Genomic DNA, 24875 nt, shown 5'->3' on the forward strand with positions numbered 1-24875 from the left:
TAAATAAAAAACTTCAACGAAAGGTTGAAGTTAAAACTTAGTGCATTCAATTTGTTTTAAAGCGGTAAGAAAATTTACATTTCTTACCGCTTTAATTTTATTTATTTGTCCCACCAAACACGTGACACCCAGTTGTCGCCGCTGGCAAGTCTGCCTACTGCGTCACTGTAATTCGCGCTGTTTTGTGTTGCTTCCGTTGTCGGATATGGCTGTCTTCTTGGAATAGCGCCTCCTGAGAAGTTACCCACATAATTCACCGGAGCTCAACACCGGGAAACCTGAGCGTTTCCAGTTGTTCCAGGCTTCTGTGAAGTTGAAAAGAATGCCCGTCGTTGCCCAGATCTGCTCGTTGATCTGTTTCAATGCGTTTGCTGCAACCAATGGGTTGGCTGTTGCATAAGCATCTGCTGTTGCCGCAGGAACTTCCAAAGTTGCGCCATATCTTGCAAGCGACTGGATTCCGGCAGAAACACCATTCTTATAATGTGCTGCGGCTGTTCCGCCGACCGCAAATCCTCTTGTTACCGCTTCTGCAAGCAACAATTCCGTTTCAGCATAAGTCAATACAAAAAGCGGTGCACTTCTTCCTCTGTATGCTGCAACCGGACGTGAATATCTGCCGATTGGCGTAACATTCGCGCCTGTTCCGGTTCCGCCAGGATAGCCAGCCGATCTGCTGATATCCGTCGCGCCACCATTCATGTCAAAACCATTTGGAAGGCCTAATTGCACTGCTGCTGATGCGTTTCCGCCTGCTGTGAATTCCTGGTTTGCTGGCAAGCCGGCAGCAGGAACTTCTGCAATTTTACCTAAACGTGGATCATTAGTCGCTTTCAGATAATCGATCAAAAGTTTCGCTCCATCTTACCTGATAAATGTCAGCCGGTGTAGACAATGCTGCGCCGTTTCCATTTGTATAACCATTTGCATCGTCCATCACCACATATGCATCATCTGCAACGCTGGCGAATGTTCCGCCTGCTGCTGCTTTTTCTGCGTAAGTTTTTGCCGTTGCCGGATCCACTTTCGCCAGGCGCATCGCCAGTTTCAACATCAGTGAGTAACCATATTTTTTCCATTTGGTAATATCACCTTTGTAGCCTGCGAATGCGTCATTGGTTGGCAACGCTGCGTCTGCGGATAACGCTGGCAGTGGCTGTTTCCAGGCGTGTCAGCAATGATTTGTAAACAGATTCCTGCGTGTCGTAAGCAGGAAGCGTAATGCCTGATTTCGCCTGCAATGCCTGCGTGTAAGGCACGTCTCCGTAAACATCCGAGATCGTAGAAATTGTCTGCACCTGCATAATGATCGCAATGTTCATCAGGTTAGCCAGTGCAGGCTTGTCCTTGGAAAGCTGCTCCATTTCGTATGCAAGGCTGGCCGCACGGAAATCCGTGTTCCAGGTGCTCGCCAGATACGAGTTGGTGTTGCTGGAAATCACATATTTGTCTCCATTGGAATAGTAATTTGCCGCACCGGAAGTGGTTGAGGACAAAATCTGCATCCACATGCTTTGGAACAAAATACCACCATTATAACCTGCTGTGGCCGCTACGTGGTTTTGCTGAACCGATGGCAGCAACAGGTTTGCATCAAAGCTTTCGCCTGATGCCTTTGTAGGGTCGGTGTTGAGTGCGTCAAATTCGTCTGTACAAGACAATGGAAGCAATCCCGCCAGTATTATTATTGATAACAGTCTCTTTTTCATATTGCTTATCATTTAAACTTGAAGTTTACGTTCACACCATAATTGCGGGCTGGCAGGTAAACTGGTTCCCTCGATACCAGCGTATCTCAGGTTAGCTCCGAAAGTTGCTTCCGGATCAATATTTGTTGTTTTCTTCATGAGGTAGAACAGGTTACGTCCTACGATTGAAACATTCACCGCACGGATCAAAGGCCATTTTTCTACCATTTTAGCAGGCAGATTGTAACCCAATGTGATCTGGCGCAATTCGAATAAAATCACCATCCACAACGCTCAAACCAGTGATATTGTTGGCCAATGCTGTGTAGTAATTTTGAGCAGTTGCGGTTACCGTGTTAGCAGCGCCGGATTCAGATACGCCGGTCGTAATGCCGCCTTCTCTGCCTTCCAATGTTGCCTTGTGCAATCCGCGTCTGTAAGCGTAGTTTTCAGTGGCGGAAAGGATCTTGTTACCAAAGTTGTAGTCAACCAGGAATGACAAGTTCACGTCTCCGAATCTCAAATCATTGTTCAAACCACCATATAACGTTGGCAGCACAGTTCCGTAGCTTTTCAGATCGCCACGAACCGGCAAGCCCGATGCATCAACCACGATTTGACCATTGCTTGCATATTTGTAGTCATAAGCGCGGATTTGCGGGCCGGCCTCTCCTACTACGAACGCGGTTACTGCATTACCCAATGTTGCACGGTTGGAACCCAAAGTGATCTGGTTGTTGTCCGCATCTGTGCTCAGGATCTTGTTTTTAACAGAAGTCAGGTTGAAGGAAACATTCCAGTCAAACTTCGTAGTTCTTACCGGTGAACCTGTCAGCATTACTTCCAGACCGCGGTTTTGAACAGAACCTGATCCAATCACACCTCTCACGTAACCCGTCGCGCTGCTGTAATTGGCAGGCATGATTTCGTTTTTGGTTTTTTGGTCATAATAAGCAAGATCCAATCCTAAACGGTTTCCGAAGAATTTCAATTCAAGACCAACTTCCACTTCGCTTTTTGTAAATGGTTTCAGGAAAAGGTTAGGAAGCTCATCGCTGAAATTTCCTGTTGCCACGCCGTTGAATGCGTTACCAACACCGTAATAAATCGCTGTTCCGTAAGCCGTTGCTGGCTCGCCGCTTGTACGTGCATACGAAGCACGAATTTTACCAAAGCTCAGTTCTGGAATGCTTGCAAGATCTGTGAAGATGAATGCTCCCGTTACCGAAGGGGTAAAAATGCTTCTTGCTGCGCTTGGCAATGTGGAGTAAGTGTCATAACGTCCCGTTGTGCTCAGGTTCAAAATGCCTTTGTAACCCAGGTCAATGTTGTAGTAAGCAGACTGCACTTCGGTGTTGCTCACTTCGTAGTTACGGTTGAAGTTCACCACGTTGTTCCAGCTGTACAAGTATGGAAGCACGAACGGGCTGCCGCCAACCTGTACTTTCTCGTAATTGTTTTTACGAAGGTTAGCTCCAACGATCGCGTCAATGCTGAAATCATCCGCACCGAACGTTTTATTGAAACCGATCAAACCGTCCACGTTAAGCTCTGAACGCTGTGCATTGGACAATTCATCCAAAGCACCTTTTCCTGCGTTAGAAAAACCTGTTCCCCAAGGTGTTACTTTGAAAATGCGGTCGTTTGCATTGTCATAACCTAATCTTGCCTGTGCGTAAAGCCAGTCTGCGAATTGGTATTTTACTGCCAGTGCAGAGATGATACGCTTGCGTGTTACGTCGTTAACAAACTGATTTGTAACAAAGTAAGGGTTGGTAACATATTCATCATCGCTGAAAACAACCTCTTTTCCGGTTTCTGTATTGTAACCCGGAGCAAGGATGCGCTGATCAATGTTTGTTGCCAGGAACATTCCGTTATTTGCGTTCATAGGGCCATCGCTCAAAACAGGCTTCGCCTTGATCTTCTCGTCGATGTAGTTAGCCATTACATTGATGCTCAGCCTCTTTGTAATGTTCTGATCGGCAGTAAGGTTAACCGTTTTTCTGTCCAAACCGCTGTTTTCGATGATGGATTTGTTGTCCAGGTTCGCCAATGACAAACGGAATGAGCCGTTATCACCGCCTTTTGTTACCGAAACGCTGTTTGTGAAGTTTGAACCATTGCGATAGAAGTTCTTCACATTGTCTTTCTGAGCAGAATATGCATAATTGTTGCCGTCAAACTGGATCACTTGTGAACCGTCCAGTTTTGCTCCCCAGCTCATACGTGCAGTTTGCTGCGCCAATGGTGCTGTCGTAGGTTTTGCACCGCCGATTCCCTGACCATATTCATATTGAAAATCAGTCATATCGCGAGGCTGATCCAGCGAATAGTTCATGTTGTAATCAACTGAAAAATCGCCTTTTTTACCTGCTTTTGTCTTAACCAAAATAACGCCATTGGATGCACGTGCACCAAACAAAGCAGATGCAGCCTGACCTTTCAAAACGGTCATTGACTCGATATCGTCCGGGTTAAGGTTACCAATTCCGTCTCCGCCGTCAGCGCCACCCCATTCTCCTGCACTTCCCCGCTGCGTATTATCCATCGGAACGCCGTTGATCACGATCAATGGTGAACCGCCTGAGTTCATACTTGGCATACCACGCATCAAAATCTTGGCCGTTCCGCCAGGACCGCTGCTTGTTCCTTTTACGTTCAAACCGGCAACACGTCCTGCCAATGAGTTCGCTACGTTGGTTTCGCGCGCTCTTGTCATCACTTCGCCACCGATTGTAGTTACTGCATAACCCAGTTTTCTGGATTCTTTGGAAATACCAAGTGCTGTTACAACAACTTCTTCAAGATTTGCTACGTCCGGAGCCATTTTCACATCCAGTGTCGTTCTGTTTCCAACGCTCAATTCTTGTTTCAAATAACCGATAGAGCTAAAAACAAGCACATCGCTGTCCTTAACGCCGGAAACGGAGTAGTTTCCTTCGGCATCTGCATTGGTCCCTCTTGTGGAACCTTTCACTGTCACCGCCACACCAGGAAGGCCCTGGTCTTTCTCATCTGACACTTTACCAGTTATCGTCCTGTCTTGCGCAAAGACCGATAATGAAGTAAATAGCAGAAAGACTGCAAGCGAGACGAATCCCCTTGAACAGCTTTTTGATAGCTTTTCTTTCATAGTTAGGATTAATTAGTACTAAAAAATTATGTTAAAATTGGTATCTGCCAAAGAATACACGGGTGCGTATTTTGGTGGGCAAATATCCTAAGTTCTGTGCTAATTAAATAATTTTAATAATGCATTCGGACATATTTATTTTTTTTTCCAACTTTTTGTATTGGAATAACACATTTTAATAACTATTAAGTTATAGTGCAGGTGCCCGAAAATTTGTGAGTTTCTGGTGTAGTCAGACTATTTGGAAGCGAACTTTTTGAGAAGGCGGTAAGTCACCAACGGTGCGTTGTTCATGGCTCCGAGCAAATGTGTTTCCTGACCAGATGTAATGATGGCCAGGTCGCGGACTTCGCCGGTTGTGAAAAGACCGCTTTGTTTTTGAGGAAGATAATAAAATTTGAGATTGCCTTTGTTGAGGAAAACCTGAATAAGATTCGCGTCACTTTTTCCCATTCGGACGCGCGTTTGTTTGAGATTGCCACCCAGAATAATGTCGGATTTGCCATCAGCATTGACATCAAAAAGGGAAATCGCGTACACCGGCGCAAACTGCGCTTCAACGGGTAATGCATGAAAAACAAGTTTTCCGTTCTCGTTTTCAAGGATTCCGCTTTGGAAAACTTTGGCGGAAAGCTTCCGGGCGCTTTTCAGTTTCTCTGCGGGAAGAATTTCGGCGAGTGTGGCTTTTGAATATTTGACATAATCGGTGTATGTCTTTTTAAGCGATGGAATTTGGTCTAATAGCTCGTCACGGCTTGCATAAGGCATTTCTACACCGCCTTCTGTTACAGCAATGACTGGCACGACGCGGTTCAAATTGTCAAAATCTGCGGCGTACATGGAAAGCCCGGAAGGAGAAGTGACATTCCACTGCCAGTTGGCGCCCATATTTCCTACCACAAAATCCATGTCGCCATCCTTGTCCAGATCAGCTGCTTTTATCACATTCCAGCAACCATTCAGTGCTGACGTTCCTCTGGCTTCGCTGGCATTAGACAGGTTTCCATTGCGGTTGTCAAACACCTGAACAGGGCTCCAATCAGCTGTAATAACCAATTCAGGATAGCCGTCTTTATTCAAATCCTGGAATGTTGCGCCCGTAACCATGCCACACTGAGCGAGTTGTGGCGCAATGCTTTTGGTAACATCTGTAAAATTGCCTTTTCCGTCATTGCGCAAAATGATGCCACCAGTGCTTTCGGGAAAACGGGCTGGCGTTACGCGGCTGCCCAGGAAAATATCCAGATCACCATCCTGATCAATGTCCGAAACCGCAACTGTTCCCGCGTTCACGCCTGCTTGCGGAAATGTTGCTTTTTTGAATGTGCCGCTGGTGTTCAAATACAATCTCGGCAGCAATAACGGATCATTCAAATTCAATTCATAACCTGCGCTCGCAACGAGTAAATCCGCATCTCCGTCGCCGTCCGCATCAAAAAACACGGCATCCGCGTCTTCATATGCTGCATCTTTTTCGAAGTCGGCCTGCGCGGACTTGACAAAACTGCCGTTTTTGCTCACAAATAAATTGCCAGCCTGCCCTCTTCCGCCGCCAATGTAAATATCATCTGTCCCGTCACCGTTCAGATCTTTTTGCGCTAGTTTCGGACCTTGATAACTAAGCATATTGGGCAGTAATGTCTGTATTCTGAAATCGTTACGTGTGTCTTCCGTGTGTGTAAAATCAATGCCGGAAACTGGTTCCCAGTAAGTTGACGCCTTCATTAAAGGCGTTTCAACGGCTTTTCGAGCATCGGCATATTTTACAAGAAGCGATTTGTTAATGGTCGGATTTTTCAAAACCTGCAGGCTTCCCATCGGCCCAGGTGACTTTAAGAGAATCCACTTTGCTATCACCACCCAATCCGAAATGCACATCGTCCCATTGCGCAGACTGAAACCCGCGAACAGGCATAAAATGCTGCGTTTGTGTCAATGAATCTGAATAGAGGGTCAGCTTGGCGCCAGCTAGAAAGGCATATTTCGGCGATTCCAGCTTCACTTTCAGAAAGTTGTTCTTGATCTTGGTTTCTGCATTGTTTTTATAAACAAATGCTTTTTGATTCACATTGTTGGTCACAATGTCCAGGTCGCCGTCATTATCCAAATCTGCGTAAACAGCGCCATTGGACTGGTTTGCCTGATCAAAACCCCACTCCTTCACCTTTTTGCTAAAAGTCAGTCCTTTCTGATTTTGGAAAATAAAATCGGGCTCATTGATCGGCGGCATCTCTGCAATGATCTCCATTTGGTTTGGCACTTTTCCTCCTTGTCCAGCCTTAACCTGAACGTCGGTGGAGTATTTCAAAAACTCCATATTCGTATAATCCCGCGCATAACCGTTGGAAATAAAAATGTCCTTCCAGCCGTCATTATCAAAATCGCCCATTAATGCGGCCCAGCTCCAATCTGTGTTGGAAACGCCTGCCAACTGCCCTATTTCACTAAAAACCGGGACGCCATTTGCATTCACTCCATTGTTCAATTGCAGCATATTCCGCATGGTTTGCTCATGAAAACCCGCTCTCAACAGCTGCTGATATTTGTCATAATTGTCGTCGCCGGCCGTGAGCTTAATGCGCTCGTTGGAAGCGGGCAGCAGTATCTAGAGTCAGAATATCCGTCAGTCCGTCGTTGTTCAAATCAGCCGCATCGGTCCCCATCGAATAAAGGGAAACGTGACCGGTTGCTTCGCGAATCACCTCTTTGAATTTCCCGTCTTTTTGGTTCAGATAGAGATAATCATTCTCGTTGTAATCATTGGAAATGTAAATGTCCTGCCAGCCGTCGTCATTGAAATCACTGACATTAATGCCTAACCCAAAGCTCAATACGTTTGAAACGATGCCCGAAGAATCGGTCACATTTACATATTTTCCACCATCATTCCGAAGCAGTTTATTGCCATAAGCATCATTGCGCTGCGCTCTGTAACTACCCAGTAAATTGCTGAAACCCGCATATTTTTGAACGGAGTGATTAAGCAAAAAACAGTCGGTGTCTCCATCGCGGTCGTAATCAAAGAAAACAGATTGCGTGGTGTAAGATTTGTCTTCGAGTCCGTATTCGGCAGCTTTTTCGGTGAATGTTGGAATGCCGTCTGCGGTTTTACCATTGTTGACATATAAAAGCTTGCTCCTCAGACGCGGATCCTGTGCGCCTGCCCGGCAAACGTAAATATCAATCCAGCCGTCATCATTAATGTCGACCACAGAAACGCCCGTTTTCCAGCCCTGATTTAATGCTGTTCCAGATTTTTCAGAAACGTCTTCAAATTCAAAATTACCTTTGTTGAGATAGAGCTTATTCGCCACCATATTTCCTGTGAAATACAGGTCAACAAGTCCGTCATTATTGAAATCAGCCGCTGCTACGCCGCCGCCATTGTAGAAATAACCGTATTCAAGAACATTGTTCTCGGCGTCCTCGTCAATAAAGTTGTTAAAATCAATGCCCGTTTCATTGGCACTGAGCGATGTGTAAAGTGTATCTTTTGACTGGCATGAAGCCAGCAGCAATAGGAAAAGGAAGAGGGCGCAGCTATTTTTCATTATCAATTCGTACTGATTGTATTACAAAAGAAAGGAATACTTCCTATAACAAAAAGGCAGGCATAGCGCCCGCCTTTTTGCTCATTCCTAGCACATTTGCCTGCTTAGTTTTTATCCCACCACAGTGGTGTGCTTGCTTTGTCGGGACCACCCAATAACTGGACAGCTGCCTCAACGGCTGCTTTATTTGTTTCTTTTTCTGCTGTAATGAACGGAATCCGTCTCAGCACTGCTCCTGCGGGAACGTCCGCGTTTTCGGAGTTAACAACCGGATACAGTTTAGGGAAACGTGTTCTTCTGTATTCAGCCCATGCTTCGATTCCGTCCGGATAAAGTGCCAGCCATTTTTGCGTTCCGACTTTCTCACGCTTTTGAGCCAATGTCGCAGCTTCATCCCATTTAATGGAAACATCAGACAATGCAGGTGAATTCTGCTGATCACCAGGTGCAACAGGTTTTGCAGGGCTGTTAATGTAAGCAGTTACTGCTGCGCCCGTAAGTCCCCACTGTGCCATGGAAGCGGCGATTCCTTTTTCGTACAATTCCTTAGGTGTTCCACCCATGTTCCATCCGTTCAATGCACCTTCTGCACGCAGGAAATATGCTTCCGCAGTATGCAAGATGTTTTGTGGCGTCTCAAAGTTGGTATTCCATGCAGCTCCTGATCCGGTTACCCAGCGTGTTCCCACATTTGAGTTTGCATTGTTCAGGTTTTTAGGAAGTGCAAGCTGAGTCGGGTTAAGTCCGTTGCGCAAGCCTTCAAAAGTTCCGCCTGTGGTTGCAGGCTGGAAGTAAATGCCCATCCGGGGATCCTGATAACCTTTCAAAACCGATTCCATGGAGGCACTCATACGGAACTCATTCCAAACCGCGATCCGGCTCAATCCGTTGGCATCATCACCCACAAGTTTTTTCACCATGTAAGCGTCGTCCGCGATTTCTGTCATTACACCGCCTGCGTAAGCAGCTTCCGCTTGTTTTTTGGCTTCTGCAGGATCCACTTTTGAAATCCGCAACGCAAGGCGAAGACGCAATGTGTTGGTGAATTTGATCCATTTGGCCACATTACCAGCGTAAATCAGGTCAAAAGTGCCATAAGGTTTTGCAGCAGCATTGGCTTTCAAAGCGGTGGATGCGGCATCAAGACGAACAAAAAAGTCTTTGTAAATCTCTGATTGCGCATCATATTTAACGCTGATAGCCGGAACACCTGCATCAAAATATGGAATGGGTCCGTAATAATCCGTCAGGCGGTGGAATGCGTACACCCACATTACGTTGGCCAAAGCATATTCCGCTGATCCCGGATCAGTTTGTTCAAAAAGCGTTTTCAGCTGCGGCACCACCTGCGTATAGATCGGGTTCCAGTGACCAGTCAGCCAGTCATAACGCATTACATAGCGATCCGACGGGAAATAAGTGGCCGATGTTGCAAAATACTGCGCGTAAAGGTCAGCGAACAAGTTTTGTGCAATCTGATAAGTTCCGCTTTGATACGATGCCTGCTGCTCCGCACGGGAGAAAAGGAAAGGCAATTCATCTGCTGAGAGCTGTGTGAGCTTGGTTTTGCTCGTATTCATCTCCTCAAAATCACCCGTACACGCCTGCATAAGACCCGCCGAGCCGACTACCAGTCCTGCAAATGCAAGTTTTTTATATGTTTTTAAAATGCTCATTTTTTTATCGAAAGAAGTGGTTTTTACTAAAATCCTAGTTTCAGGTTTAATCCTACTGTTCTTGTAGAAGGAAGGTTTCCGTATTCAATTCCCTGGAAGTTACCCGCACCCAGGTTTACATCCGGGTCAAATGGCAGCTTGCGTTTTTTCACACCAGGAATGTCAAGCGTTGAAGATCCTCTGTAAATGAAGAACAAGTTGCGAGCGATGAATGACAATCTTGCCGATTTGATAAAGAAGCCTGATCCGGTTGGAATGTCGTAACCAACGCTAAGTTCTCTCAAACGAACATTGGTTGCCGAATAAGTGAAGAACTCACCCCAAGAATAGCGCCCGCCTGAAACGGTTGTCCAGAAAGTTTCCGCATTGATCGGTGAAGTGTTAGCTTCTCCATCAGCCGTTACGCCCGGCAACACCCAGCCGCCTTCGCGGTGCTCAGTTGTAAAATCACCTGTCCCGTCAAATGCAAGGTTAGCAGCTGTTCCGGAAGTCATTACACCACCAAAACGACCGTCGATCAGGAAGCTTGCCGTGAAGCGTTTGTAAGAGAATGAGTTGTTCAAACCAGCAGTAAATTTAGGGTTGAAGTTTCCGATAAACTCATTCTGATCGCTTACAACTGGTTTTCCACCATTATTGCCTGCTGTATCAGGTGCTGTTACGACAAATCTGCCCTGGCTGTCTCTCTTCCAGCGCTGCGCGATCATGTCACCATAAGAACCGCCTTCTTCAACAACCGGTGTGGCTGTACGACCAAATCCGCCGCCCAGGAATGCACGCTTTACGTTTGGATCAAGCTTTACAATTGTGTTTTTGTTTTTGGCAAGATTCAATGTTACGTCCCAGCTGAAATTATCCGTTTTCACTGCCTTTCCTGTAACAGAAAGCTCAAAACCCTTATTGTTGATTTTCCCCGCATTGATAAACTGCTGAGAGAAACCTGACGCCGGTGCCAGAGAAAGTGAAAGCAACTGGTTAACCGTGTTCGAGTTATAGTATGTAACATCAAGTCCAAGTTTTCCGCCAAATAACCGCAGGTCAAGTCCGAATTCCGTAGAAGAAGAAATTTCAGGTTTCAGGTTAGTAGCAGGCTGAGTCGGGTCACGATAAACATAACCGCCTGTGCCGCCCTGGGTGAATGTGTAAGTCTGCGAAAGCAGATAAGGATCTGTGTCGTTACCCACTTGTGCCCAGGATCCGCGGATTTTGGCAAAACTGATGAAATTTGGCAGTTGGAATGCCTCAGTAAGGATCAGGTTAGCACCGAATGACGGATAAAAGAATGAGTAAGGCTTTGGCAATGTAGACGACCAGTCATTTCTTGCAGCTGCATCAACCGTGAAGAAATCCTTGTAAGAGAAAGATGCAGTTCCGAAAACATAATGCAATTCCTTTTCATTGAAATTGGCGATCTGCGATAATGTTGCTGCGAAAGAAAGGTCAAACTTGTTAGGAACGAGCAAGCCGTTTGCATTGCCACCCACTTGTGAATAACGCTTGTAAGTTTGTCCTGCACCGAAGTTGTAAGTCAAAGCAACATTCTCACCGATCTTGTTATTTCCCGAAACGATCACGTCAAGGTTTTTTTCAAGAATTGCAACGGAGAAATCCTGATAAGATCCACCCGGGCCAGCGAAAAGCAATGTGCGGTTAGCCCAGCTTCTGTTGATGCGGTCGTCGTAACGGTCATAGCTGATACGGCCCTGCACATTAAGCCAGTCGGTAAGGTTGTATTTTGCGGAACCAAGCGCTGTGATACGGTTACGTTTTTCATCGTCCGCCGTTTTGTTCATGGTCCAATATGGATTCATATAAATAGATGAAGAAGTCCAGTAAGTCGGCTCGCCCGCTTCGTCCTCAAATTCCTTATATGTGTTCAAATCAACACTTCTCGGCACTTTGTAAACATTCATTACCAAACCGCTTTCTTCACCAGACTTAGGCTTGTTCTTAATGTCCTGATTTACGTAAGTGATTTTTGCATCCGTGGAGAAACGTTTTGACAACTGGGTGTTGATACGCACATTGAATGTGTGACGCTGAAGGCTGTTGTTTGGAACAATGCCTTGCACACCGCTATGGGCGTAGGAAGTGTAAGTCTGAACTTTGTCCGTTCCTGCAGAAATGCCGAAAGAATTGTTGGTTGACACACCTGTACGAAAGAAATTCTTCACATTGTCAGGAAAAGTGGTCGTTGCAGGACCCCAGCTGCCGTAAGAATTGGATGTTGTTCCACCCGCGCCCTGGCCATATGTGTTTTGAAATTCAGGAAGCAGAAATGGATTTTCAACAACCACACCTGAGTTGATGTTTGCAGTTACTGCGCCAGCTTTACCTTTTTTGGTGGTGATCATTACGACCCCATTGGCAGCGCGGCTTCCGTACAGGGCGGATGCAGCTGCACCTTTCAATACGTTCATTGATTCAATGTCGTCCGGGTTAATGTTGGACGCACCGTCACTTCCGTTTGTTCCTCCAAAGTCGTTTCCAACCTGGCCTTGCACCGTGTTATCGATAGGCACCCCATCCACAACGAACAATGCATTGTTATTTCCACTGATCGAACGGTTACCACGAAGCACGACGCGCGTTGCAGAACCAGGACCGCTTGAACCTTGCGTTACCACAATCCCGGCCACTTTACCAGATAATGTGTTGACAAAGTTGGCATCACGGACGTCAGTAAGCTGTTTACCATCGATCTGCTGCGTTGCATAAGTCAATGACTTGGCACTTCTCTCGATCCCAAGAGCGGTTACCACCACTTCACCCAGATTTCTGACATCCGGTTCAAGACTTACCTGCACGGTTGTCATGGCCGATGTTACGCTTACTTCTTTGGATGTGTAGCCAACTGAAGAAATGATCAGTGTTGTTCCTGATGGAGCAACCCCGATAGAAAAAGCACCATCTGCATCTGATGTTGTACCCCGTGTTGTACCCTTAATGAGCACATTGGCACCGGGAAGTCCCGCGCCGTTTTCATCACTAACCTTCCCGGTAACCTGTCGGTCCTGGGCGTAGGATGGTAAGCTAAAAGATGCCGCAGCAAGAAGCATGAGCAGCATACGAAGTACACTTCTTTTCATAGGTTAAAAATTGGGTTTCTTTGAATTTTTATGAAATGTATAATTAATAAAGAAGACAAACAATTTATTTGGCGAAATTTAATTGCACTAAACTAATATTTCGCCTTTTTGCTACATAAGAGACATTAAAGCGACATTAAAGACGTAGAAAGAAATATTATTTGTCTGATCAACATTTATTACAAAAGCGCCTTTTTTCTTGCGTGCTCGAAACACAGGCACGCAAACGCAGTTTCTGCAAATGATCCTATTTACGGATTTCGGGAAAAAGAAAATGGGAAATATTAGAATTGTTAAAGCATCGCACGGTGACCTTTATACATCGCACAGGCGACATAACTAGTATTATTGCAAGAAGTAACGCGAAAAAAAAGTGCAGCTCAGTCGTATTTCCGCCACGCGCCCAGGATTGCTCCCGTTACTGCGTAAACGAGCACACTTACACCGCCGTCAATGAATGAGAGCATCAGCGGGCGCATCGAAAACATGTCTTTCACAATGATTTCGAAGAGAACGAAAACGACGCCAAAAAGCAGACCGGTTATTAGACCTGAGGCAAGTGACTTTACAGGAATTTTTGTAAAAACCCAGGCTAATGTGTAAGCCATGAAAGAGCTGGAAACAATGCTGGCAAGATAAGGAATGGGGCTCGTTGCGGATTTGATCTGCTCCATAGTGAAGCCGTTCAGCGCCATCCAGCGTTCAGAAAAGATGGTATACCATAGCGCTGGTATGATTTGACCTAACACCACACATACAAGCACGGCCCAAAGATTGACAGATTGTTTTCTCATGTTTTGAGTGTTTTATTCAGTCATCGGCGCAACTTGGAGCGCCTCCAAAGGACGGGTCGTCCGATCTCAAATATAAGATGTTTCGGAATTAGTTGTGTTTTTTTATTTGGAAGGTCGAACAAATTCTATGTTGCGCTTTAAACCCTCAAATTTGGTCCGTTTGATGGGAGAACGTCTGAAAAGTTCACGGAAAACTTCCTCCGTGATTTCCTGCCAGTCGCTGTTGGTGAAGTCTGTCAGACTTCCCGGCAAGTTGAACTCTTTGGTTGTATGTGGTTTAGAAAAACGGTTCCACGGACAGACGTCCTGGCAAATGTCGCAGCCGAAGATCCAGTTTTCCATCTTCCCCTGCGCTTCTTGCGGAATTGCTTCCTTTAATTCTATTGTATAATAACTGATGCATTTGCTTCCGTCGACGACGAATGGCTCGGTAATCGCATCCGTAGGGCAAGCCTCCAGACAACGTGTGCAAGTCCCGCAATAGTCCTGAACCGCGCCGTCGTAAGCCAGGTCAAGGTCACAAATGATTTCACCAATAAAGAAAAAGCTGCCCATATCCCGGTTGAGCAGATTAGAATGCTTTCCTACCCAGCCCAAACCGCTTTTTGCAGCCCAGACTTTGTCCATAACCGGCGCGGAGTCGACGAAAATCCTGCCGCTCACTTCCCCGATTTCTTCCTGGATCGCAGCAAGCAACTGGCCTAATTTCTCTTTTAATACGAAATGATAATCTGTTCCGTAAGCATATTTGGAAATTTTGAGATCATCCGGACCTTCGGCCAGCTTTTGCTCGGGGTAATAATTGAGGAGAACGGAAATGACGCTCTTTGCGCCGTCGACAAGTTTGCGGGGATCAAGCCTTTTATCAAAATGGTTGGCCATGTAAGCCATTGCCCCATTGTGATTTTTATTAAGCCAGTTTTCCAGTCTCGGGGCTTCACTTTCCAGAAAATCTGCTTTCGATATGCCACAGAAATCGAACCCAGCTTCCAATGCTTTTGCTTTGATAAACTGACTCCTCTGCTGCCGTACAAGATCTTCTGTTGTCATAATACAAAGTTACGAATTGATTGTAAAATGCCATCTTGTCAGTATTTTAGGCCTGGCAAAATAATTTAGGTTGAAAAAGGTTGATTAAAACGTCACAATATCATTTAGAATTATGCCTGAAAACAACGAATCCAACATAGATCAAGACAAAAGTTACCAAATGAACGAAGAAAAAGCGCCGCTTGGGGCTGACAATACAGAAAACGAAGAAACAGTTGCGGCTAATTCTGTTCCATTGGACAACGCAGGCCAGGAAATTAAGGGTGAAGCGCCAGCAGCTGAGGCACCGGCAAAAGATCCATTAGAAGAAGCCAGGATTGAAATTGCTGAGCTGAAAGATAAATATATTCGTCTGTATGCCGATTTTGAGAACTTCCGCCGCCGGACTGCGAAGGAAAAGCTTGAAATGATCTCCGGTGCAAGTGCAGACATGGTGAAGGTTATTCTGCCAATCGTGGACGACTTCGAACGCGCAAAGGTTTCTTTTGAATCTTCTTCCGAAATTGACGCCTTGAAAGAAGGGGTGGATCTGATTTATACAAAATTATTAAAAACGCTTGAAGCCAAGGGACTTAAACCAATGGAATCGAAAGGCGCGGCATTCGATGCTGAGCTGCATGAATCCATAGCGCAGTTCCCGGCACCGTCGGATGACCTGAAAGGGAAAGTGATCGATGAGATTGAAAAAGGATATTATCTTAACGACAAAGTGATACGTTACGCGAAAGTGATCGTAGGAGCTTAATTTTTAGCAACAAAAAATGGCAAAGAAAAGAGATTACTACGAAATTCTCGGCGTAGACCGCGGCGCAGCTGCTGACGACATTAAGAAGGCTTACCGCAAGCTCGCGATCAAATTTCACCCGGATAAAAACCCGGATGATCCCACAGCGGAAGATAAATTTAAAGAAGCTGCGGAAGCTTACAGCATCCTGAGCGATGAAAACAAACGTGCGCGTTATGACCAATATGGCCATGCGGGTGTGGGCGGCGCATCAGGAGCCGGCGCTGGCGGTTTTGGCGGCGGCGGATTTACGATGGACGATATATTCTCGCAATTCGGCGATATTTTCGGCGATAGCAGTCCATTTGGCGATATTTTCGGACGCGGTGGCGGCGGAGGCGGTCGCAGGGTTCGCAAAGGTTCTGATTTGAGGATCAAGCTTAAATTGAACCTGGAAGAAGTTGCCAATGGTGTTGAGAAAAAAATAAAGGTTAAAAGACATGTTACCTGCAACACCTGCGGTGGCAATGGTGCTAAAAACGGCACTTCGCTGACCAACTGTAATTCTTGTAACGGAACAGGCCAGGTTAGAAAAGTGGTGAGCACAATGCTTGGCCAGATGGTTTCTACCAGCACATGTCCAACTTGTAATGGCGATGGAAAGATCATCAGCGAGCGTTGCGACGCCTGTGCAGGCGAAGGCAGATTGCTGCAAGACGACCTGATCACATTGAACATTCCGGGCGGTGTGGCGGAAGGCATGCAACTATCCATGTCTGGCAAAGGAAATGTGCCTACGCGCGGTGGCGTGGCGGGTGACCTGCTGATTGTGATCGAAGAAGAGGAAGATGCGCAGTTGAAAAGAGACGGAAACAACATTGTTTTCGATATGCATCTGAGCTTTATTGACGCGACATTGGGAACTTCAATGGAAATTCCAACGATTGACGGCAAAGCCAGAATCAACATTGAGTCGGGAACACAAGCCGGCAAGATCCTGCGCCTGAAAGGAAAAGGAATAAAAGACCTGAATGGTTACGGCAAAGGAGATCAACTGGTTCACATTAACGTATGGACGCCACAGCAGCTGACTTCCGACGAGCGTGAAACCTTAGAATCGCTTCGTCATTCACCTAATTTCCAACCGAAACCGGGCAAAAACGAGAAAGGATTTTTTGACAAAATGAAAGATTTCTTTCATTGATCGTCGTTAATAAATCATTAAATATAGAACAAGCCGTTTCAGCAATGAGGCGGCTTGTTTATTTTGACCCTTTATGCTTATTTGAATAACACCTTATTATGAAAAACATTTTTGTTTCGATTGCCCTTTTACTTCCCAGCATGCTGTTTGCACAAACCAATAAACCTTCTGAACTGACTTTTGCAACTTACAATGTGAGTATGGAAGCGGAGAATTATGTTCCAAAAGGCACCAAAGATATCTCTGAACAAATACTGATTAAAGAGCTCGCTTCGGGCAGCAATGCACAGATCCATAACATTGCCCGGATCATCAAAACCGTGCGTCCGGATGTGATTTTGCTGAATGAATTTGATTACGTCCAAGACCCGAAGCAAGGTGTTTTGCAATTCGTGAAAGCATATTTGAACACGGATTCGGATGGTCAGAAAGCGATTGATTATCCATATTATTATTACTCGACTGTCAACACCGGTCAGCCCAGCCCTTTTGATCTGGACAATAATGGAAAAGCGGAGCGGTTTGGTGCGGATGCTTGGGGTTATGGTTTATATCCAGGGCAGTATGGAATGGTACTTTTGTCGAAATACCCGATTGATATGGAGCATGTCAGGACTTTCCAGCATTTCAAATGGAAGGACATACCGGAAGCGTTACAAACCAAAAAACCTGATAACACAGACTGGTATGCCCCCGAAGCGTGGCAACAATTTCCGCTTTCATCCAAGTCGCATTGGGATATTCCGGTTAAAGCAGGTGACAAGACCATCCACATTTTGGCCAGCCATCCTACCCCACCGAGTTTTGACGGCACCGAGGACCGCAATGGCAAGCGCAATCATGACGAGATCCGCTTTTGGAAAGATTATATCAGCGGTGAACAAGGCGCTTACATTTATGACGACAAAGGACAGCGCGGGGCACTCGCACAAAACGAATCATTCGTCATCCTGGGTGACCAAAATGCTTCGCCGGATGAAGGAAATGCCATCGGAGCGGGAATCAAGGCATTACTTGCTCATCCAAAAATCAACAACGACGCAGCTCCTGCCAGCAAAGGCGGCCCGCAGCACAGCAGCAGCAACCCATTCGCCAAAAATCACACAGCCATATGGCGCATGCGCGCAGACTATGTGCTGCCTTCAAGAGCCGGACTAAAAGTAATTGACAGCGGCGTCTTCTGGCCAGCAACAGGCGAACCCATGGCCGAGCTGGTCGCGAAGCGAGAACTAACTTCGGATCACCGGTTGGTTTGGGTAAAGGTTAAGTTGGATTGATATTTAGAGATTTCCGTTCGACATTGCCGACAGAAAAGGCTTTGTTGTTTTCCCAAAAAGCAAAAGGGGCGCTATCTGACTAGATAACGCCCCTTCTGCTTTTCAATCTAAAAATCTATTGCTGACCGTACATATTGAAAGCGGCCAGATGCTTTTGGAAGATGGCTTCGTATTTTTTTGCTACGGCTTCTTGTTTGGCTTCGCGGCATTCCTGGACGATGATCTGCATAATGTAGAGATACACGTTGGTGTCGCGGCGCTTGGTGGTGCCGTTGTCTTGTGCCCAGGTCAGCACTTCGTCTGCGCGGGTTGCCATCGTTTCGGCGATTTCCAATGCACGTTTTGTCTCTCCCAGATCAAACAATGGTCCAATGAAGTTAGCCGAGAACTGATCGTATGGAATGCTCTTGTCTGGCATTGTAGCAAGTGATTTATCAAGTGCTTTCTTCGCTTCGTCTTTGCGGCCGTCGGCGATAAGCTGACCTGCAAGGCGTAAGAATGCGATACGTGCTGTGGCAACTGGAGATCCGAGATAAGTGTTATCATAATACGTGTTCGGATTATCCAGTTCACGCCAGAACATCTTAGTCATCAGATTGTTATACATCACATCCGAGTTCACATAACCATCGCTTGCACCAGGCACTTTCACCGGCAGCAAACGATATGCATAGCCTTCAAGCTGCATGTATTCTTTTAGATTCAGATAACTTGAACCGCCCAATGTTGATGAGAAATAAATTGGTCTCACCCAGTCATTTGTAGCGATAATGTCGAGCATGATCAGATCTGATTTATACAAATCACCTTTACCGATTGTCCAGCTAATTGAATCGCTTACGAACGGAATAAGATCGCTTTTGATAATGTTCATTTTCTTAACCGCTTCTGCATTAACAGGCAAAAACAGAACAGAAGATGGCAAAATCGATGTCATATCGCCACTTGTTAACGGCACCTGGATGGCTTTATTTTCTTGTTTTACCAGTCCAAGATATTCTTTCAAATTGATCCCGGCTTTCACACTTGGAATCTCATAGAAAGGCACAATGTCGTTTTTACCAAAAGCATAATTGTTTTTATCCAATGAAATCGGCAATGCTTCTGACAAATACGTTTTCCGCTTCATCTGATCGATATACCAGTCCGTTCCCAGCAAGCTGAGGTTACAAACGCGCACGTCGGTCCGGAAGCCTTCCACTTCCTGAACATACCATAACGGGAATGTATCATTGTCACCGCCTGTGAAAAGAATTGCATTGGGTGCACAGGAATTCAAAAGGTTTTTGGCAAAATCAACAGAATGATATCTGTTATCACGGTTGTGATTATCCCAGCCTTTTACACCCATAATAAGGGGCACAACTAAACAAATGGCCGTTGCAGCACCTGCACGCGTAGTCGCGCTTTTGACAAATTTGCTCAGCGCATCTGCCACTGAAATCACACCGAAACCAATCCAGATACAGAAAATATAGAATGATCCAACATAAATGTAGTCACGTTCGCGTGGTTCTGTCGGCGGAGAGTTAAGGTAAACAACGAGTGCTACGCCGGTTAGGACAAACAACAATCCAAGAACAAGCAGATCACGTTTTTGTCTGAAATAAACAACCACAATCCCAAGCAGCCCCAGAATAAACGGTAGCATGAAATAGTTGTCATGCGCTTTGTTATTAGCAATCGGAGCAGGATATTTTTTGCCGGCATCCCAGGGAAGCATGTTACCAGCTCCTTCTTCGTCACTTTCGCGGCCGACAAAGTTCCACAGGAAATAGCGCCAGTACATGTGCCCGATCTGATAGGAGAACATGAACGACAGGTTAGCGCCCATTGTCGGTTTCTGACCTTCTGCCAGGCCGGTCATTTGCTGATAGAGCTGCGGGTGACCTGATTGTGTTGAATACATCCGAGGCAACAGCATGCTGCTTCCCGGTTCATATTCATACTCAGGACGATAGTCGTAAATCGCATATTTACCATCTTGCTTGCGATACATTGGCGCGCCCCGTTTCTGGCTCACCGGACGGGACACATAGGATGGCCCGTAAAGCAAAGGACGGCTGCCGTATTGCTCTCTTTTCAAATAAGAAACAAAGCTCAGGACGTCATTAGGGTTGTTTTCATTGATTGGCGGGTTATACTCTGCACGAACAAGCACCATCAGATAACTTGCATAACCAATCAAAACGAATGCAAGTGAAAGAAGGCTTGTATTGAGCAGCACATTGCCTTTTTGGTGCGAATAACGAATTCCCCAAATGATGGCTCCGATGAAGATAATGATGAAGAAGATCACACCAGATTTGTAAGGAAGTCCGAGTGAGTTAACGAAGAAGATCTCAAATTTACCGGCAATGCTAGGCAAGCCCGGAATGATTCCGGAGTTGATGATCGCCAGAATTACAAGTCCGCCAACGAAAGCTAAAATGCCACCGCCAACGCTTCTTTTTGGATATTTTTTGAAATAATAAACAAGCGCCAATGCCGGAATAGTAACCAAATTCAGCAAATGGACACCAATCGAAAGTCCGACAAGATATGCGATAAAGATCAGCCAGCGGTTTTCAGCAGCTGGATCGTCGACGCGCTCCCATTTGAAAACAGCCCAGATTACGATTGCTGTAAAGAATGATGACATCCCGTAAACCTCCGCTTCAACAGCCGAAAACCAGAACGAATCGGACCATGTATAAGCGAGTGCACCAACGATTCCAGCTCCCATTAACAAAATAATATCGCCGGAAGTGAGCTCTTCATCACTTTTAGCGATCAGCTTGCGGGCAAGCAATGTAATGGTCCAGAAAAGGAAAAGAATCGTAAATGCGCTGCTCATTACCGAGACCATGTTCACCCAGTAAGCAACATTGGTGAGGTCACCGAATGCTAGGAGCGAGAAAAGGCGTCCTATTAACAGGAAAAAAGGTGCTCCCGGAGGGTGTGGCACCTGTAATTTAAAAGCACAAGCAATAAATTCTCCGCAATCCCAGAAACTGGCAGTTCGTTCGACTGTAAGCGTATATGTGATTAGTGCAATTGCGAAAACAATCCAACCCGTAAGGTTGTTGGAACGGTTGAAACGGGTCATTTGACAGACGGTAAATTTAAAATGTTATAAGCACGATGCGCAAAGATGGCAACTCTTGTTGAGCAGTTTTATCAATGGTCGGCCAAAATTAGCAAAATTACCACAACGGCAAGATCTTCCTTCTCTTAAAAAGTGTTAATTAGCCCGTGCATTTCACTTGTAAAAGATCCATTTAGCCAGCTCACGATAACTCACTTTTTTACCATACATTAAAATTCCTACACGGTAAATGCGCGCTGCCAGCCAGGTTGTGCCCATGAAACCGAGCACCAAAAGAACCATTGAAAGTGCGATTTCCCAGGCCGGGACACCAAATGGAATCCGGACCATCATAATAATCGGGGACGTAAAAGGAATAATGGAGGTCCAGAAAGCCAGTGTGCCGTCGGGATCGCGGAGTACGAACTGGGCAAAAACGAAGGAGAAAATAATGGGCAAAGTGATGGGGAGCATAAATTGCTGCGTGTCTGCATCATTGTCAACAGCGGCTCCAACTGCACCAAACAAAGCGCTGTAAAGCAGATACCCTCCTAAATAATAGAACAAAAAGCAACCCAGGATCAAAGGAATATTAAGGCTGTTAATGGCACCCAAAACTTCCGAAACCGGATTTTCAACATTGTTTCCAGGCATTCCCGGCCCCGGCATTCCTTCCTGAACTTTTTGCATTTCCTGCGCCATTTCGGGAGATTGTTCTGACATTTTATTACTCAAAATCGCCGAAGTTGCGCTGGTTAAGGCCGTTGTAAGCAAAATCCAAAGAACAAACTGAGTTAGTCCAACCAATGCAACACCAATGATTTTACCCAACATTAAATGGAAAGGCTTGACCGACGAAATGATCACTTCGACAATGCGACTGGTTTTCTCTTCCGTAATGCCGCGCATAACCTGCGTTCCGTAAATGAAAACCGACATATAAATAAGGAATGCGCAAATGCCGCCAATGACCGTTGCGGCGCCTGAACTGCTCGTCTTTTCACCTTCCTCACTCAGGCTGATGGTTTCTGAATTAACATTCACCCGCGAATCTTCCAGAATTTTATGCGTTATCCCTGCCTCTCCGAGCTTAATGTCTTCGATCTGCTTTTCAATAACATTTTCAATTTCCGATTTCAAATCCATGCTGACATTCTTTGCAGCATAAATCCGCACGCTTTTCGGCTCCTTAATGACGTTTTGAGGAATGTAAACCAATGCATTGGCCTCGCTATTTTTGAATGCTGCTTTGGCCGAATCGAGCGAAGAATCCAGGTAACTGAACTTCAATGTCTCAATATCCTTGAATTCATTTTTGAACAAACCGCTCTCATCGAGAACCTGGACCGTTTTGGTGTCGACCGAACCGATTGCAATCCAGATGACCGCGGCGTAAAAGGCAACAAAAAGCAACGGCCCTAACAAGGTCATGATCAAAAACGACTTCTTTTTGACCCTGACCAGATATTCTCTTCGGATTACTAAAAATATATTGCGCATTGGGAAAGGTTTAGATGTGGGGAACAGCGGCTGCTAAGCTTCCGGAATTTCATTGACCGAACGCATAAAAATGTCGCTCATACTCGGGATGTTTTCACCAAAAGACCTGATTTCGGCTTTGGGAAGTAAGTCTCTCAACAGATCATTCGGACTCGCACATTGTCCCAAATGAATGTTGATGCGCCGGTAACCGTTTTCAAGTTCTTTTTCAGGCGTGAGCGTGTAAAAATCTTCCAGCCCGCTCAGATCTCCTTTATATTCAACGAAATACGTGTGCGTTTTAAATTGTTCCTTAATGAGCTTTTTAGGCCCATCCAGCACTTTTTTGGCTTTGTGGATCAATGCAATGTTGTCGCAAAGCTCCTCAACCGTTTCCATTCTGTGCGTTGAAAAAATGATTGTGCTGCCCTTCTGTTTCAGTTCTAAAATCTCGTCGCGGATCAGATTGGCATTAATGGGGTCAAAACCGGAAAACGGCTCATCGAGAATGATCAGGTCGGGCTCGTGCAGAACGGTGGAAACAAACTGCACTTTTTGCTGCATTCCTTTTGACAGGTCAGAAACGCTTTTATCCCACCAGGTCTTAATGTCGAATTTGATAAACCAGGTTTTGAGCTTTTCCATGGCCTGCTTTTGAGATAAACCCTTTAATTGCGCCAAATAAAGCAATTGCTCGCCCACTTTCATCTTTTTATAAAGCCCGCGTTCTTCGGGTAAATAGCCGATTCGCGAAATGTGGTTTTCATTCAAATGCTGGCCATCAAAAAGAATTTCGCCGTTGTCCGGACCTGTGATCTGATTGATAATGCGGATCAAAGAAGTCTTTCCCGCTCCATTCGGACCAAGCAAACCGAAAATACAACCTTTTGGAATATTAATACTGACATCGTCCAACGCGACATGATTGGAATATTCTTTTGTAACATTCCTGACTTCGATGATATTCATATGTATGGATACGTCTGTGAGAATGCCGCACGCACGGCAGCCAAAAATGCAAAGTAATATGTGACCGGATTAAAGTTACATTATGAGCATTGAAAATTGCCTGATTAGTGGTAAAATAAAAAAAGCGGGCGGATGACCGCTCGCTTTCAATTTGAATGTGCTGTAAGTTTTCAGATATACTTTTCGCGGATCTGGAACAAAACCCAAAAACCGATTATGCCGCTGATTAATGCGCCTAAAATGCTGAGTTGTATCAGGTTACTTACCAACCCAACAAGCAGTGCGTAATAAAGCAAGTTCCAGCCTGCCCGTTTCCGTGCTTTCAATGGTGAAAAAGCCATCAGATACATGATCAGCGTGATTATTCCCAGCGCAATGCTCAGATAAAAGTTAAAGCCAATGCCGACCGAAACTGCGCCAAGGCCAAGTGCCGCGCCGCCGATTCCCAATGCGGTAAGCAGCCCCAGAACCCCGATAATTGATAAAACCAGGATAATGTAAGGTCCATACTGAACCAAAAACTCTTTAACTGACTCTGAAAAGGGAGGAAATTTGTCTAGAAAAATGGGTGCAAGTTCTTTTTCCAATGGTAAGTTTGAATCCATAAAAAGAGGATGTTTAGCTGAAAATCAATAATTTAAAAACTAAAACTATAAAGAAACCGCCACACCCTTTCTAACTGATTTCGTAACCGTCCCGAATGGTTATTTACCGGCACACTGCACTTTGGTGGTAAGTTAATCTTCCGGATAAGGCACAAAAACAAATCCGGAGAAATCACCGATCAAAGCAAACAAGCAGCAATATTCATCTGCATTCTTGTAATTCTCGGTGAACATTAAAACCGATTCTTCGCCAATCAGCTTCCTATCCACAAACTCCTGCATGAAACTCGCCCGATATGCATAATTGTTGGTAAGCTCCGTCCGATCGATCAGCAATGCGCCTAATTCAAGCTCACTATTGGTTACTATAAAGATCGGATAGTCGGAAAAACCCCTTTTGCGGATCTGGTAAGACGCGTCTTTAAGCTGATCCGCCACTTTGATAAAATCCTGCGATATGTAACCCATCAGTTTCTGATTCAACTCCGGCGAGTTGGCATCATCCATGAGGGCATTTTCATTACTATTATTGATCATGATTGTGTTAAATTAAAAAAGCCGTTAAG

Annotated in this window: 15 protein-coding genes and 2 pseudogenes; 3 read left to right on the forward strand and 14 right to left on the reverse strand. The window is 45.5% G+C overall.

Features of this window, described 5'->3' with window-relative positions:
• Window positions 1–101: 101 nt before the first annotated feature.
• The 9 genes and pseudogenes from AC0IYG_RS26585 to queG form a co-directional block, all read right to left on the reverse strand.
• Window positions 102–1721 (reverse strand): annotated as a pseudogene (locus AC0IYG_RS26585) (SusD/RagB family nutrient-binding outer membrane lipoprotein).
• Window positions 1718–4824 (reverse strand): annotated as a pseudogene (locus tag AC0IYG_RS26590) (SusC/RagA family TonB-linked outer membrane protein). The pseudogenes AC0IYG_RS26585 and AC0IYG_RS26590 overlap by 4 nt, the downstream one beginning before the upstream one ends.
• 237 nt (window positions 4825–5061) lie before the next feature.
• Window positions 5062–6642 (reverse strand): FG-GAP repeat domain-containing protein, encoded by a 1581-nt coding sequence (locus AC0IYG_RS26595; RefSeq protein ID WP_471714129.1) that lies wholly within the window; start codon window positions 6640–6642, stop codon window positions 5062–5064.
• Window positions 6605–7354: a CRTAC1 family protein gene (locus AC0IYG_RS26600; RefSeq protein WP_471714130.1), complete on the reverse strand. Its 750-nt coding sequence runs from the start codon at window positions 7352–7354 to the stop codon at window positions 6605–6607. The genes AC0IYG_RS26595 and AC0IYG_RS26600 overlap by 38 nt, the downstream gene beginning before the upstream one ends.
• 43 nt (window positions 7355–7397) lie before the next feature.
• Window positions 7398–8375: an FG-GAP repeat domain-containing protein gene (locus AC0IYG_RS26605; RefSeq protein WP_471714131.1), complete on the reverse strand. Its 978-nt coding sequence runs from the start codon at window positions 8373–8375 to the stop codon at window positions 7398–7400.
• Window positions 8376–8479: 104 nt separating this feature from the next.
• A complete protein-coding gene (locus tag AC0IYG_RS26610) occupies window positions 8480–10051 on the reverse strand; it encodes a SusD/RagB family nutrient-binding outer membrane lipoprotein (protein ID WP_471714132.1) in 1572 nt (523 codons plus the stop codon).
• A 26-nt stretch (window positions 10052–10077) separates the two neighbouring features.
• Complete coding sequence (locus AC0IYG_RS26615) at window positions 10078–13140, reverse strand: SusC/RagA family TonB-linked outer membrane protein (protein WP_471714133.1); 3063 nt, start codon at window positions 13138–13140, stop codon at window positions 10078–10080.
• 380 nt (window positions 13141–13520) lie between these two features.
• Window positions 13521–13934 (reverse strand): DUF1761 domain-containing protein, encoded by a 414-nt coding sequence (locus AC0IYG_RS26620; RefSeq protein WP_471714134.1) that lies wholly within the window; start codon window positions 13932–13934, stop codon window positions 13521–13523.
• A gap of 102 nt (window positions 13935–14036) precedes the next feature.
• The gene (gene queG / locus AC0IYG_RS26625; protein WP_471714135.1) at window positions 14037–14984 is read right to left on the reverse strand and encodes a tRNA epoxyqueuosine(34) reductase QueG; all 948 of its coding nucleotides are present in this window, start codon (window positions 14982–14984) and stop codon (window positions 14037–14039) included.
• A 112-nt stretch (window positions 14985–15096) separates the two neighbouring features.
• Here queG and AC0IYG_RS26630 point away from each other — a divergent pair, with 112 nt between their 5' ends.
• From AC0IYG_RS26630 to AC0IYG_RS26640, 3 genes are all read left to right on the forward strand, one after another.
• Window positions 15097–15729, forward strand: a complete 633-nt coding sequence (locus tag AC0IYG_RS26630) for a nucleotide exchange factor GrpE (RefSeq protein ID WP_471714136.1) — start codon at window positions 15097–15099, stop codon at window positions 15727–15729.
• Between the two features lie 16 nt (window positions 15730–15745).
• Entirely contained in the window at window positions 15746–16912 is a 1167-nt protein-coding gene (gene dnaJ / locus AC0IYG_RS26635) for a molecular chaperone DnaJ (RefSeq protein WP_471714137.1), read from the forward strand.
• Between the two features lie 98 nt (window positions 16913–17010).
• Entirely contained in the window at window positions 17011–18189 is a 1179-nt protein-coding gene (locus AC0IYG_RS26640) for an endonuclease/exonuclease/phosphatase family protein (RefSeq protein ID WP_471714138.1), read from the forward strand.
• 115 nt (window positions 18190–18304) lie between these two features.
• Here AC0IYG_RS26640 and AC0IYG_RS26645 read toward each other — a convergent pair whose 3' ends face one another.
• The 5 genes from AC0IYG_RS26645 to AC0IYG_RS26665 all read right to left on the reverse strand — a co-directional run bounded on the left by AC0IYG_RS26645 (window position 18305) and on the right by AC0IYG_RS26665 (window position 24846).
• Window positions 18305–21277 (reverse strand): glycosyltransferase family 117 protein, encoded by a 2973-nt coding sequence (locus AC0IYG_RS26645; RefSeq protein WP_471714139.1) that lies wholly within the window; start codon window positions 21275–21277, stop codon window positions 18305–18307.
• Window positions 21278–21430: 153 nt separating this feature from the next.
• On the reverse strand, window positions 21431–22756 hold the full coding sequence (locus AC0IYG_RS26650) for an ABC transporter permease (protein WP_471714140.1): 1326 nt from the start codon (window positions 22754–22756) through the stop codon (window positions 21431–21433).
• Window positions 22757–22789: 33 nt separating this feature from the next.
• A complete protein-coding gene (locus tag AC0IYG_RS26655) occupies window positions 22790–23704 on the reverse strand; it encodes an ABC transporter ATP-binding protein (RefSeq protein WP_471714141.1) in 915 nt (304 codons plus the stop codon).
• A 170-nt stretch (window positions 23705–23874) separates the two neighbouring features.
• A complete protein-coding gene (locus AC0IYG_RS26660; protein ID WP_471714142.1) occupies window positions 23875–24309 on the reverse strand; it encodes a hypothetical protein in 435 nt (144 codons plus the stop codon).
• 132 nt (window positions 24310–24441) lie between these two features.
• Window positions 24442–24846, reverse strand: a complete 405-nt coding sequence (locus AC0IYG_RS26665) for a hypothetical protein (protein WP_471714143.1) — start codon at window positions 24844–24846, stop codon at window positions 24442–24444.
• Between the last annotated feature and the right edge of the window lie 29 nt (window positions 24847–24875).

The sequence above is a fragment of the Dyadobacter sp. AC419 genome, from assembly GCF_979253085.1.

Bases quoted from the DNA above. Each gene is read 5' to 3' on its own strand.
- AC0IYG_RS26595 (WP_471714129.1), bottom strand. From the start codon at position 6,642: ATGGGAAGCCTGCAGGTTTTGAAAAATCCGACCATTAACAAATCGCTT.
- AC0IYG_RS26605 (WP_471714131.1), bottom strand. From the start codon at position 8,375: ATGAAAAATAGCTGCGCCCTCTTCCTTTTCCTATTGCTGCTGGCTTCA.
- AC0IYG_RS26610 (WP_471714132.1), bottom strand. From the start codon at position 10,051: ATGAGCATTTTAAAAACATATAAAAAACTTGCATTTGCAGGACTGGTA.
- AC0IYG_RS26615 (WP_471714133.1), bottom strand. From the start codon at position 13,140: ATGAAAAGAAGTGTACTTCGTATGCTGCTCATGCTTCTTGCTGCGGCA.
- AC0IYG_RS26620 (WP_471714134.1), bottom strand. From the start codon at position 13,934: ATGAGAAAACAATCTGTCAATCTTTGGGCCGTGCTTGTATGTGTGGTG.
- queG (WP_471714135.1), bottom strand. From the start codon at position 14,984: ATGACAACAGAAGATCTTGTACGGCAGCAGAGGAGTCAGTTTATCAAA.
- AC0IYG_RS26630 (WP_471714136.1), top strand. From the start codon at position 15,097: ATGCCTGAAAACAACGAATCCAACATAGATCAAGACAAAAGTTACCAA.
- dnaJ (WP_471714137.1), top strand. From the start codon at position 15,746: ATGGCAAAGAAAAGAGATTACTACGAAATTCTCGGCGTAGACCGCGGC.
- AC0IYG_RS26640 (WP_471714138.1), top strand. From the start codon at position 17,011: ATGAAAAACATTTTTGTTTCGATTGCCCTTTTACTTCCCAGCATGCTG.
- AC0IYG_RS26645 (WP_471714139.1), bottom strand. From the start codon at position 21,277: ATGACCCGTTTCAACCGTTCCAACAACCTTACGGGTTGGATTGTTTTC.
- AC0IYG_RS26650 (WP_471714140.1), bottom strand. From the start codon at position 22,756: ATGCGCAATATATTTTTAGTAATCCGAAGAGAATATCTGGTCAGGGTC.
- AC0IYG_RS26655 (WP_471714141.1), bottom strand. From the start codon at position 23,704: ATGAATATCATCGAAGTCAGGAATGTTACAAAAGAATATTCCAATCAT.
- AC0IYG_RS26660 (WP_471714142.1), bottom strand. From the start codon at position 24,309: ATGGATTCAAACTTACCATTGGAAAAAGAACTTGCACCCATTTTTCTA.
- AC0IYG_RS26665 (WP_471714143.1), bottom strand. From the start codon at position 24,846: ATGATCAATAATAGTAATGAAAATGCCCTCATGGATGATGCCAACTCG.